Source organism: Alcanivorax sp. HI0044 (assembly GCF_001634945.1).
Map to the genome: position 1 here is coordinate 1 of NZ_LWEZ01001002.1, position 10,906 is coordinate 10,906.

Sequence of the window (10,906 nt, forward strand, 5' to 3'; positions counted from 1 at the left end):
ACAGATCTTCACCCAACCAGGCATCTTCCACCCCGGCATCAATATTGGGGTTGTCGTTCACCTCGATGACGACCACATCATCGCCGGATTGCTTCAGGTCCACCCCATACAAGCCGTTGCCCATTAAGCGGGCGGCCTTGAGAGCGGCCTTGAGCACCTTGGGCGGCACTTCCTGTACCGGCAAGGTACGGCTGTTGCCGGTCTCGGTTTTACCGCCACTCTGGTGATGGTAAATCTGCCAGTGCCCCTTGCTCATGAAATACTGACAGGCAAACAACGGGCGGTGGTTCAGCACCCCGATGCGCCAGTCGTAATCGGTGTACATGAACGCCTGCGCCAGCACCACAGAAGACTGTTTCAGGTAGCCACGCAACGCCTCAGCCAGTGCTTCACGGGTGGCCACCTTGCTGATCCCCCGGGAAAAACTGCCATCCGGAATTTTCAGCACCATGGGCAGTTTCAGCTCCTCAACCAGCCGGTCGATCTGGGCATCATCGTCGCTGAACACAAACGCGGTCGGCGGCACCGGCACCTTGTTGGCCTGCATCAACTCGGCCAGATAAATCTTGTTGGTGCAGCGCAAAATGGAGCCCGGATCGTCGATCACCACCATGCCTTCCTGCTCCGCCTTGCGGGCAAACTGATAGGTGTGATGATCCAGCGCGGTGGTCTCACGGATAAACAGGCCGTCGTATTCGCCAAGGCGCGTATAGGCATCGCGACCCACCAGATCCACCTTGATACCCAATTGCCTGCCCGCACGAACAAACCGCTTCAGAGCCGTCTTGTTGCTGGGTGGCAACGCCTCTTCGTCGTTGACCAGCATGGCCAGCTCGTAGCGGTCACCACGACGCCGGCGCGGGTTACGCCACACCCGGGCATTGAACTGTTCCAACGCCCGGGCAAACGCGTCCTCCTCGGCCCCTTTCAGCTGTTTCAGGGTCAGCGGTTTCAGCGCCTCAATACCCCATTGCTCACGGCGGCGGAAATCCACCTTCAGCAACGGGCATGGCAGCTGGTCAAAAATCTGCCGCCCCAGATCGGCCAGGCCCTCCTGCTCGGTATGCCCAAAGAACAGCAACAGGCTGAAATGATCACCACTACCACCTTTGCGTTTCATGGCCTTGTCCAGCGCCGCCTCGAACTGGCCAAAATGCAGGCCATAAAGCGCCTTGCGGCTCAGGTCATTCACCGTGCGCACAGAAGGCAACACCCGCTGGCCACGGGCTTCCGCCAGCAACGAGCAGTAATACCCCGGACTCAGATACTTATAGCTGCGGCACAGGTTGATTACCTGCACTTTCTTGTCGGTACAGACCGGCTGCAGCGCTTGCAGGTAGTCCCTGGCAGACAGGAGATAGCGGGCGGGATAGTAGGCGGCCCAGTCGGCGGGATCGTCTACCAGAATGATGACCTGACTCATGAAAAGCCCTGACAAAAGGGGCGCCGCGACAGGGCGCCGATAGCCGCGAATGTAGGGCCAGACAGGGAGGGGTAGCAAGGGAAATGTGAGGGGCAATGAATAGTTAATAATGAATAATTAATAACGTCACGGAACAGGCTCCCAGGCCCTGAAACCACAGAAGCCGCGCCCAGAGTCTGGACGCGGCTTCTGTCGGTGAAGATCGCAACGCGCTGGCGCGCGGCGTTATTCATTATTAACTATTAATTATTCACTATATTCACCGGCCTTCTTGGCACCCGGATGCCCCGCCTTCTCCAGCGCCTCCTGCACCTCCGGCGGCATGTAGGTTTCGTCATGCTTGGCCAGCACTTCCTCGGCTTCAAAGCGAGTCCGGCTCACCAGCGTGCCATTGGCCACAATGCCCTGCCCTTCGCGAAACAGGTCCGGCAGGATGCCCTGATAATGCACGGTAAAACGCCCCTTGCCATCGGTGAGCCCAAAGGTGACGTCCAGGGTATCCGGGTTGCGAATGACCGTGCCGGGTTCTACCAGGCCACCCACGCGCATCTGCGCATCCAGCGGCGCTTCTCCGGCCGCAATCTGCTGCGGGGTATAGAACAGGTTGATGTTCTGACGCAGCGCATAAAACATCAGGCCGCAGGCGATGCCCAGCCCGACCAGAACGGCGAGTACCACCAAAAGACGCTGCTTACGTACCGGATTCATCATCTACCTCAGGTTTTTGCTCAGTGTGTTGCTGGCGGCGCTGCTTTTCCTGAGCCTGCTCTTCTGCCAGAGCCTCAAGTCGCCACTGCCGCGCCAGCGTTTGGCGCACCTGTCCCTGCCCGCGCATCGCCAGCACCATGCTGGCAATAATCAGGAACGCACTGATTCCGTAGGCGCTCCAGACATAAAAACCGTGTTTCCCCATGGCCAGGAAATCGGCAAAGCTATCGAAATACATGCTATTGCCCCCCGCCCTTGACCAGCTTGCGAACCCATTTGCTGCGCCGCTCGCGCCACACCACTTCCGTGCGTGCTCGCACCAGTACATTGACCGCATACAGCAGCCAGGTTCCCAGCATGCTGATTAGCAGTGGGTATTTCATGGCCGGATTGATGGTGGATTCACCCACCAGTTTCAGGGTGGAGCCCTGGTGCAGGGTCTGCACCCATTCCACCGAGTATTTGACGATGATCACATTGATCACCCCCACCATGGCCAACAAACCGGCGGCACGGGCGGCCTGGCGCGGGTCTCTGATAACGTTCTGCAGGGCAATCACACCCACATACATGAACAGCAAGATCAGCATGGAGGTCATGCGGGCATCCCACTGCCAGTAGGTGCCCCAGGTGGGCTTGCCCCACAGCGCGCCAGTGGCCAGGGAAATGGCCGCCAGGGCCGCACCGAAAGGGGCAATGGCCTTCATCATCACTTCGGCCATTTTCATTCGCCAGACCACGGCCACCAGGCCCGCCACGCCCATGGCCATGTAGCCCATCAACGCACCGCTGGACGCAGGCACATGAATAAAGATGATCCGGTAACTGTTGCCCTGCTGATAATCACTGGGGGCAAACGCCAGCCCCCAGACGATGCCCACGGTAAACACCAGCAGCGCAATGGGCGTCAGCCACGGCAGTAGCGCAGAACTGAACGTATAGAAATAACGCGGCGAACCGAGCATGTGGTACCAGCGTTTTATCGTTTGCCAAACCATTCCGACACCTACCTTCACCTATCTTCAATAACGCCCTCTTTCCCACCGGAAAAAGGTGCGCTTAATTCCCGGAACTGATCTTCAGGCCAGCGGCCACCGCCAGCGGCCCCAGGCTCACCGCCAGCGCCAGCAACGCCCCAAGAATGGCCAGAATGCCATTCACCGCACCGCCGTCGACTGCGGCACTCACCGCTCCCGCGCCAAAAATCAGCACCGGAATGTACAGCGGCAGCACCAGCACCGCCAACAGAATACCACCCCGGTTCAGGCCCACGGTGAGGGCCGCGCCGATGGCGCCGATAATGGTCAGCGCCGGGGTGCCCAGCAACAAACTCAGCATCACCGTAGCCAGCACCGCATCGGGCAGCTGCAGCATGTGCGCCAACACCGGGGAGATCAGCACCAGCGGCAAACCGGTCAGCAGCCAGTGCGCCAGCAGCTTGGCACTTACTGGCACCACCGCCATCACCGGCGCGGTGAGCAACAATTCCAGCACCCCACTTTCCTGGTCGCGCCGGAAAAGGCCATCCAGCGACAGCATCACCGCCAGCAACGCCGCCACCCAGAGTACGCCAGGGGCCACCAGCGCCAGCAGTTCCGGTTTCGGCGAAATAGCCAACGGAAACAGGCTGATCACCATGACAAAGAAAAACAGCGGATTGATGATTTCTGCCGGGCTACGCCACAGCACCAATAACTCCCGGGACAGGGCCGCACGAAACACGCTCATGCCAGCCCCTCTGCCGTCACTTCTGCCTGCCCGTGGGCCAGGTGCAGCCGCCGCACGCCATCGCCCACCTGATGGTGGGAGGTATAGATCACCAACGCGCCGGCCTGGGCCGCCTGCTGGATCTGCTGGTCCAGCGCCGCCACCCCATCCTGATCAATAGCGGTATAAGGCTCATCCAGCACCCACACCGCCTTGTGGTCCAGCCACAGGCGCGCCAGGGCAATACGGCGCTTTTGCCCGGCAGACAAGTGCGCCGCCGGCACGTCTTCAAAACCTTGCAGACCCACCGCCGCCAGCGCCGCCATAGGGTCGCCCCCCTGCTCGCTCAGCGCACAGGCGTAACGCAAATTTTCCAGAGGGTTGAGCTCTTCACGTACTCCTGGCTGGTGCCCCAGGTAGAGTAATTCCTGTTGCCACTGAGGCTGCCACCATTGGCATACGCCTTCATAGAAGCCGTGCAGCCCCACCAGAATGCGTAACAACGTGGTTTTGCCGGCACCGTTGGCACCGGTGATCTGCCAGATTTCACCGGCCGATGCAGTCAGGCTCAAACCACTGAACAACAGCCGGTCATCGCGCTCACAGCTGAGCTGCTCCAGCACAAGCCGGGGGGCGATTTCGGCATCAGAATGGGTGAATGGCTGGCTCAAATCGGGCTCCCTAAAACAGCGCAAAAGTATAGCACGACAGTTCAAAACGGGCTTGATCGCCAGCAAGAAGCCGATAGCCTGTAGGCGTTGCCGCCCAAAAGGAGACATTCATGTTCGTGACCCACACTGCCCGTACCACCCGATTCCTGTCTATCGTGCTGATCAGCGGGGTACTGGCCGCCTGTGGCGGCGACAAACCTCTGGCCACGGTGGATCAGGTGGACCTGCAACGCTATGCGGGCACCTGGTATGAAATCGCCCGTCTGCCGCAATGGTTTCAGCGCGGCTGCTACGACTCCACCGCCACCTACAGCCCCAATGACGATGGCACCCTGAAGGTGGTAAACCGTTGCCAGCGCGAAGGCGACGAACCCAGTGAAGCCGAAGGCACCGCTCGCATTGTCCCCGATTCCGGCAATGCCAAACTGAAAGTGCGCTTTGATAACTGGGTATCGAAACTAATCCCCACCATTACCGAAGGCAACTACTGGATTATCGCCCTGGACAAGGACTACCAGACCGTAGTGATCGGCGAGCCCAGCCGTGAATATCTGTGGATACTGGCGCGCCAGCCGGAACTCAACGATGACCAGTACCAGGCACTGGTGCAGGTGGCCGAGGACAAGGGCTTTCCGGTGGATCAACTGGAACGCAACCGCACCCTGCGCCCGGGTAAGCCATAATGGAACATCACGTCTATTTCGCTGTATTCGGCTTTGACCACGATCCCCAGCAGCTGGACCTGCTGCTGGGGCAAAGTGCGGACGACTACTGGCGCGAAGGCGAGAGCTACAGCGATGCGGTCCCCGAGGCCCTGCGCCAGGAAAATCGCTGGATTCTCTCCAGCCAGCTGGATCACACCGTCAGCCACCGGGACCATTTTGAAAAGTTGCTCTACAAGTTGCAGCGCCTGGCGCCGCAACTGTCTGTCCTGGACAACCCCGACCCGGATAACAGCCTGTGGGAAACACACTATCGTTACGGCATCGGGGTGTCACAGTACTTCTTTATGGACGACCCGACGTTTTATCTGCCTGATGAAATCATCGACGGCTACAAGGCACTGGGTTTTGACATCAGCTTTGATCAACTGGGCATAGACCTGAATAATTCGGCATAGCCCCCATCAATGAATCGCCGTCAACATGAACCGTGTGGCGACAAATGATGGGGAAGTGCTATTGGCCAGTGTTACGCTTGCCATGCATTAGACAACTATTCAGGCAGCTAGCCATGGCAACGGAAATTGAGCGCAAATTTAAAGTCAGTGACATAAGCATTATCGATACCCTGGCCGGGGAACGGCTCACCCAGGGCTACCTGAGCCACGACAAGAACGCCACCGTACGAATTCGCACCACCGGCGACACCGCCTGGCTAACCATCAAGGGCAAAACCGTGGGCGCCACCCGCAGTGAATTCGAATACCCCATTCCGCTGGCGGATGCCCGCCAGATGCTCACCGAGCTGTGCGGCGCCGGCGTCATCGACAAAACCCGTTACCGGTTGCCACAAGGCGACCTGTGCTGGGAGATTGATGTGTTTCACGGCGATAACGACGGACTGATCGTGGCAGAAATCGAACTGCCCAGTGAAGGCACGTCTTTTGAAAAACCGGCCTGGCTGGGGGAAGAGGTCACCGGTGACAGCCGTTATTACAACAGCGCGCTAAGCACCACACCCTACAAGAACTGGCCGTAATCACAGCCAGCGTTATCCAAAAATACCATCGGCAAGCGCGAATGCGGGGGGAACAGCGAATGGAATCCAACCTTTACCAGGCACCGGACAGCGAGATCATCACACCGGAATCAGACACCTCGGGTTTGGCGCTCTATGTTGTCGCTCCCTGGAAGTTCAATCTGCTTTTCTGGGCGACCCTGGGTATCTATGACGTCTACTGGAATTTCCGGAACTGGCAGAACCAAAAAGACACCCGGCAGAAAAAAGTGCAGCCCATAGCACGTGCCCTGTTCAGCGTATTTTTCTTTGGCTCGCTGGTGAAAACCATCAATGACGAAAGCGAAGGAAAGGCAAAACCGTTACCGGTGGCCACCATGGCGACCCTGTATATTCTCTCTTACCTGATCAGCACCGTGTCTGACCGGGCCGCCGCCAACATGGAAACCTTTGGCATTCTGGACCTGATTTCACTGGCGCTTCTGCCCGTCACCTGGGCCGTCCTGTTCAAGGCACAAAAAGCCATCAACCTGTCCCAGGGGGATGAACAGGGCCTGCTCAATAATCGACTGACGCTCGCCAACGGTATCTGGATCTTGCTGGGCATCAGCCTGTGGGCGCTCATTTTGCTAGGCCTGGCCAGCGGTTATTTTCCAGAACAAACGGATACCTTTCTCTCCAGTCTGATAGAGACCGTGCCATGATCAGGTCATCCACAAAGAAGGCACTCGTCTACCCGCTGGCTGGAGCAGCGCTTGCCCTGCTACTGACCGGCTGCATTCCCACGATTCAACGGATGTGGGACGCCCAGCCCGTCAGCGGCACAGTCATCGATGGCGACACCGGCGCCCCGATCAGCGGCGCCACCATCAGCCTGATTGTTTCCCCCGATGACCCTGAACCACCGCGCACTGCCACCAGCAATGCGCAAGGGGAATTTACCCTCCCCGGCAGCTCCCATATCGGTTTCCATATGGCCATGCCGGCCAGCTATCTGGCCTCGGACAAGTGGACAATCCGCCACCCGGACTACCCCGACGCCGTGGCCGAAACCCGCACCATCGCACCCCCAACCGGTGAACAGCACCGGGAAATCACCGTACCGCTGTTCGCCCATATAAAAACCACACCGGTGCAAAACTGCCCCTACTTCCATTACCAGCAGCAGCTCAGGCAGTGGATACAGCAACATTTCGACGAGGAAGCACAGCGCCCCTTCCAGGACGCCCTGCTCACGCTCTGCCACGATCCCGAGCACATCGAGAAAATTCTCGCCCCACAGGAACCCTGATTCCGCCCATGGGTCTGAGGAGCTATACTGGACACCAATGGATGCCAGGGACGACCCCGGCAATCACCGCCAGCGCATCAATTACATAACGGGGACGACCCCATGACAGGAGACACGTCATGGCATGGGCCCTGGTTATTCTTGCAGGCATTATTGAAACTGGCTGGGCGCTGGGTTTGAAGTCCAGTCACGGCTTTACCCGCCCGCTTCCCTCACTGCTTACCCTCATCGGCATGATCGCCAGTTTCTGGCTATTGGCAAAAGCCATGCAGACCTTGCCCGTGGGCACCGCCTACGCGGTGTGGACCGGCATCGGCACCGTCGGCACCGTGCTACTGGGTATTCTGCTGTTCCAGGATGCGGTTAACGCCCCACGGTTACTGTGTCTGGGGCTGATCCTGGTCGGTATTGTGGGGCTGAAAATTTTTTCTCCCTGAGCCTTCTGCGGACATGCAGACGTGTCCCCGCCATCGGTTCCCTGTACTATTACGCTTGAACCATGGCGGTCACGCCCCTCCGTTTCCCTCACCACAGGTCCCGCATGCTCAATAACGACGTCCTCCGCCGCACCCGGTACATCTTCGATTTCGACGACACCCGCATGATCGGCGTCTTCGCCGAAGCCGGCGAAACCGTCACCCGGGAACAAGTCAGCGACTGGCTGAAAAAGGACGACGACCCGGCCTTTCAGAAATGCACCGATCGCACCCTGGCGATTTTTCTCAACGGCCTGATCAATGCGCTGCGCGGAAAAAAGCCCGGGCCACAACCGGAACCGGAAAGCCGCCTCACCAACAACATGATTTTCATGAAACTGAAAATCGCCCTGAACCTGCAGGCCGAAGACGTGCTGGCGGTGCTCGAACTGGCCAACTTCCGCATGAGCAAACACGAACTCAGCGCCTTCTTCCGCAAACCCGGCCACAAGCATTATCGCGAGTGCAAGGACCAGATTCTGCGCAATTTTCTCAAGGGTTTGCAGATTCAGTATCGTGACGGGGAATAAGCGCTTACCTGTGAGGTAATGGCATTACCCCGGCAAAACGGGTTTCATGGCAGTGATAGCGGAGACATGCCATGAAACCCGACCTGCCACAAATCCTTTTCCTGCTAAACAGCACCGTGCTGTTCACCCACCAGATCGATGCCGCCTATTGGCACGAGTGGAACCTTTTCCACTTACCCGGTGGCAATCAGCTCAACCTGATATGAGGGAGCCTCTGAATAACTCCTTGCATGCTCAGTCTTTCAGGCTGGTTCGCAATCTAGGCGCAATGTTGAAGGTGTGTGTCCACCCATCAAGACATTGCAACAACGAGTGCGGGCCAGCCTGGAAGACCCGGAGGGCGCGGCCTGAAGGGCCCATCTGCTGCGCTTTGCCGCTAGGAAAGGGAGCCACCCGGACCGTCGCGACAAAACACAACAGCTGCACCCTTCAGGCCACGCTGAGCGCGCAAGGAGTTATTCAGAGGCTCCCTAACCTGCCCATCATCGCCCTGGTAATGTTCGCCTTCATGCAAGTGGCCACCCACAGCCCACATCAACGCCTGTGCCACCGGTTTCTGGCTAGCCTGGGGATACTAACGGTGGCGATCCACAGCGGCTTTTTCCTGGCCGGACATACCGAGTTTTGGCAGCCCATGTCGCTGTTGCTACTGGCGGCCACATTGATATTGTCTCTGGCACAACTGAAAACGCTGCCACTTGCAGGCCAGGGCCCGCAAACGCAAAATCAGCGATCCTGACAGGATATTGAGAAAATACATGGACGTTATCGCCGGCCTGATCGAGCTAAAGCCGAACAGCGACGAGGAAGTAAAAGACTGGACAGCTTTTATCGAAGACCATCGTGAACAGGCACTGGAAAGCCTGCGGGCTGAAGGCGTCAGCGTAGAATCCTGGTTTTCACTAACACTGGGTGGCAAGGACTATCTTCTCTGCTATATGCGGGCAGACTCCATCGAGACATCGCAGCAAGTCATGGCGGATTCGGACAACCCGGTGGACGCACGGCATCGTCAATTCAAAGAAAATGCCTGGGTGTGGGGCAGCCATGTAAAGACCGAGCTATTGGTGGATCTAAATAGCCGCCTATGAAGCTGTTAACCCTGAAAAAGGGGCCAGTCCAGCCGACCTGAAACCAGCAGCTATCGCTGCTGCATCCACTCCCGCATTTTCCGATCGCGAATCTGCTCCTGCTGTCGTCGTCCTCCAGGCGTATTCCTATACGCCTCGTCCGCAATTTCTCGTCTAGCCCGCGCGTCATCACAGCCGACAATCCGCCGTCGTTCGCAATCCGCCACTCTTTCCTGAATCTCTTGTTGGCTAACCTGGTTCTGTGGCGCCTGCTGGTAAGGAGGCACAGCAAAACGTGACCGCTTTTCCGGCTGACGGGTGCTTTGTCGCGCCTTGTCATGCACGGCCTTACTATCTGCACCACTGTAGCTATTCGGCCGCGTCACCGTGACCGTTTTTGCTCATCGCTGAATGTTCCTTCCCTGGAAAAGCAGGCTTGCAGGCCCTGATTAATATACACATCCCCGTCACTAACGGGCCACTCGGACCCCGGACAGGGTTTTGAAACACATTTCCTTCGCCGTACTCAGGAACTCCTGAACATAGGGGGTTTGTTCATCCTCCGCCCGCACCGCCGCATAGAGCGTTCTCCACACCCCTTTCTCACCGAGCCGCACGGTTTTCAGCAAGTCATGCTCGGTGTATTCGGTCAGCGCCCAGTTCGGTAGCGCTGCCACGCCACGGCCTGCGGCCACCAATTGTGCGGTCATGGGGGTCAATTCAGCCGTTCGAACAGAGGCAGGCTCCGCACCGGCGGGGTCGAGAAAGACGGTAAATACATCCAGACGTTCGCGTTCTACCGGGTAAGTAATCAGGGTCTGGTCGGCGATATCCTCTGGTTCAATCCACTTTCGCCCCGCCAGTGGTGAACGTCCGGAGACCGCCAACACCAGCTCATAGCGAAAAAGCGGCAGGAAATGTACCGCCGTATCCTCGACGGGATCAGAGGTAATTGCCATGTCCAGGTCACCGCGCAACAGTGCCGGTAACGGCGCAAAACTGAAGGCCGCTGACAAATCCAGCTCCACTTCTGGCCAGTGCTCACGGAAAGCATCCAGCGCCGGCATCAGCCACTGAAAGCAGGAGTGGCAATCAATCGCGATGTGTAGCCGGCCTGATTGTCCCTCAGCCAATCGTTTCAGCTCCCGCTCTGCCTGCCGCACCCTGGGCAGCACGTCCTGCCCCAGCGCCAGCAACCGCAACCCGGCCGTGGTGAAGCGCACCGGGCGAGAGCGCCGCACCACCAGTTCTACCCCCAACCGGTGTTCCAGGTCTTTCAACTGATGCGACAGGGCCGACTGGGTAACATGTAGCCGTTCCGCCGCTTCCACCATTGACCCCGCCTCATCA

The 10,906-nt window shown here is 58.3% G+C and carries 17 protein-coding genes; 10 read left to right on the top strand and 7 right to left on the bottom strand.

The features are described from left to right. The 6 genes from A3730_RS11810 to ccmA all read right to left on the bottom strand — a co-directional run. Positions 1-1,423 (bottom strand): RimK family protein (locus A3730_RS11810; RefSeq protein WP_063538107.1); only part of this gene is annotated, 1,423 nt, incomplete at its 3' end. Positions 1,424-1,669: 246 nt separating this feature from the next. Next, positions 1,670-2,131 (bottom strand): cytochrome c maturation protein CcmE, encoded by a 462-nt coding sequence (gene ccmE, locus A3730_RS11815; RefSeq protein WP_063521078.1) that lies wholly within the window; start codon positions 2,129-2,131, stop codon positions 1,670-1,672. Beyond that, positions 2,115-2,369 (bottom strand): heme exporter protein CcmD, encoded by a 255-nt coding sequence (gene ccmD, locus A3730_RS11820; protein ID WP_063520316.1) that lies wholly within the window; start codon positions 2,367-2,369, stop codon positions 2,115-2,117. The genes ccmE and ccmD overlap by 17 nt, the downstream gene beginning before the upstream one ends. Before the next feature lies 1 nt (position 2,370). Next, positions 2,371-3,129, bottom strand: coding sequence for a heme ABC transporter permease CcmC (gene ccmC / locus A3730_RS11825; RefSeq protein WP_007148604.1), 759 nt, complete (start codon positions 3,127-3,129; stop codon positions 2,371-2,373). A 61-nt stretch (positions 3,130-3,190) separates the two neighbouring features. Further along, positions 3,191-3,859 carry a heme exporter protein CcmB gene (ccmB, locus tag A3730_RS11830; RefSeq protein WP_063520317.1) on the bottom strand — a complete coding sequence of 223 codons (669 nt, stop codon included), beginning with the start codon at positions 3,857-3,859 and terminating at the stop codon, positions 3,191-3,193. Next, positions 3,856-4,509: a cytochrome c biogenesis heme-transporting ATPase CcmA gene (gene ccmA, locus A3730_RS11835; RefSeq protein WP_082872355.1), complete on the bottom strand. Its 654-nt coding sequence runs from the start codon at positions 4,507-4,509 to the stop codon at positions 3,856-3,858. Before ccmA ends, ccmB begins: the two co-directional genes overlap by 4 nt. A gap of 110 nt (positions 4,510-4,619) precedes the next feature. On the opposite strand from ccmA, the gene A3730_RS11840 reads away from it, so the two are divergent. The 10 genes from A3730_RS11840 (at position 4,620) to A3730_RS11880 (ending at position 9,577) form a co-directional block, all read left to right on the top strand. Then, positions 4,620-5,192: a lipocalin family protein gene (locus tag A3730_RS11840; RefSeq protein ID WP_063520318.1), complete on the top strand. Its 573-nt coding sequence runs from the start codon at positions 4,620-4,622 to the stop codon at positions 5,190-5,192. Beyond that, complete coding sequence (locus A3730_RS11845; RefSeq protein WP_063538109.1) at positions 5,192-5,629, top strand: DUF4279 domain-containing protein; 438 nt, start codon at positions 5,192-5,194, stop codon at positions 5,627-5,629. The genes A3730_RS11840 and A3730_RS11845 overlap by 1 nt, the downstream gene beginning before the upstream one ends. 113 nt (positions 5,630-5,742) lie before the next feature. After that, positions 5,743-6,210: a CYTH domain-containing protein gene (locus tag A3730_RS11850; protein ID WP_063520320.1), complete on the top strand. Its 468-nt coding sequence runs from the start codon at positions 5,743-5,745 to the stop codon at positions 6,208-6,210. Positions 6,211-6,269: 59 nt separating this feature from the next. Then, entirely contained in the window at positions 6,270-6,893 is a 624-nt protein-coding gene (locus A3730_RS11855) for a hypothetical protein (RefSeq protein WP_063520321.1), read from the top strand. Then, positions 6,890-7,480, top strand: a complete 591-nt coding sequence (locus A3730_RS11860; RefSeq protein WP_231880641.1) for a carboxypeptidase-like regulatory domain-containing protein — start codon at positions 6,890-6,892, stop codon at positions 7,478-7,480. The genes A3730_RS11855 and A3730_RS11860 overlap by 4 nt, the downstream gene beginning before the upstream one ends. A 119-nt stretch (positions 7,481-7,599) precedes the next feature. Further along, positions 7,600-7,917, top strand: coding sequence for a multidrug efflux SMR transporter (locus tag A3730_RS11865; protein ID WP_063520322.1), 318 nt, complete (start codon positions 7,600-7,602; stop codon positions 7,915-7,917). Positions 7,918-8,021: 104 nt separating this feature from the next. Further along, a complete protein-coding gene (locus A3730_RS11870; protein WP_063520416.1) occupies positions 8,022-8,486 on the top strand; it encodes a DUF1456 family protein in 465 nt (154 codons plus the stop codon). 71 nt (positions 8,487-8,557) lie between these two features. Next, the gene (locus A3730_RS32925; RefSeq protein WP_255363125.1) at positions 8,558-8,692 is read left to right on the top strand and encodes a DUF6713 family protein; all 135 of its coding nucleotides are present in this window, start codon (positions 8,558-8,560) and stop codon (positions 8,690-8,692) included. Positions 8,693-8,754: 62 nt separating this feature from the next. Next, a complete protein-coding gene (locus A3730_RS33050) occupies positions 8,755-9,225 on the top strand; it encodes a DUF6713 family protein (RefSeq protein ID WP_369817619.1) in 471 nt (156 codons plus the stop codon). Between the two features lie 19 nt (positions 9,226-9,244). Continuing rightward, positions 9,245-9,577: a DUF6176 family protein gene (locus A3730_RS11880; protein WP_063520418.1), complete on the top strand. Its 333-nt coding sequence runs from the start codon at positions 9,245-9,247 to the stop codon at positions 9,575-9,577. 449 nt (positions 9,578-10,026) lie between these two features. Here the strand turns inward: A3730_RS11880 and A3730_RS11885 are convergent. Then, positions 10,027-10,906 (bottom strand): LysR family transcriptional regulator (locus A3730_RS11885; protein ID WP_063538111.1); only part of this gene is annotated, 880 nt, incomplete at its 5' end.

Excerpts from the sequence above, each read along its gene's own strand:
- ccmE (WP_063521078.1), bottom strand. The coding sequence starts at position 2,131 with ATGAATCCGGTACGTAAGCAGCGTCTTTTGGTGGTACTCGCCGTTCTG.
- ccmD (WP_063520316.1), bottom strand. The coding sequence starts at position 2,369 with ATGTATTTCGATAGCTTTGCCGATTTCCTGGCCATGGGGAAACACGGT.
- ccmC (WP_007148604.1), bottom strand. The coding sequence starts at position 3,129 with ATGGTTTGGCAAACGATAAAACGCTGGTACCACATGCTCGGTTCGCCG.
- ccmB (WP_063520317.1), bottom strand. The coding sequence starts at position 3,859 with ATGAGCGTGTTTCGTGCGGCCCTGTCCCGGGAGTTATTGGTGCTGTGG.
- A3730_RS11840 (WP_063520318.1), top strand. The coding sequence starts at position 4,620 with ATGTTCGTGACCCACACTGCCCGTACCACCCGATTCCTGTCTATCGTG.
- A3730_RS11845 (WP_063538109.1), top strand. The coding sequence starts at position 5,192 with ATGGAACATCACGTCTATTTCGCTGTATTCGGCTTTGACCACGATCCC.
- A3730_RS11850 (WP_063520320.1), top strand. The coding sequence starts at position 5,743 with ATGGCAACGGAAATTGAGCGCAAATTTAAAGTCAGTGACATAAGCATT.
- A3730_RS11855 (WP_063520321.1), top strand. The coding sequence starts at position 6,270 with ATGGAATCCAACCTTTACCAGGCACCGGACAGCGAGATCATCACACCG.
- A3730_RS11860 (WP_231880641.1), top strand. The coding sequence starts at position 6,890 with ATGATCAGGTCATCCACAAAGAAGGCACTCGTCTACCCGCTGGCTGGA.
- A3730_RS11865 (WP_063520322.1), top strand. The coding sequence starts at position 7,600 with ATGGCATGGGCCCTGGTTATTCTTGCAGGCATTATTGAAACTGGCTGG.
- A3730_RS11870 (WP_063520416.1), top strand. The coding sequence starts at position 8,022 with ATGCTCAATAACGACGTCCTCCGCCGCACCCGGTACATCTTCGATTTC.
- A3730_RS32925 (WP_255363125.1), top strand. The coding sequence starts at position 8,558 with ATGAAACCCGACCTGCCACAAATCCTTTTCCTGCTAAACAGCACCGTG.
- A3730_RS33050 (WP_369817619.1), top strand. The coding sequence starts at position 8,755 with ATGTTGAAGGTGTGTGTCCACCCATCAAGACATTGCAACAACGAGTGC.
- A3730_RS11880 (WP_063520418.1), top strand. The coding sequence starts at position 9,245 with ATGGACGTTATCGCCGGCCTGATCGAGCTAAAGCCGAACAGCGACGAG.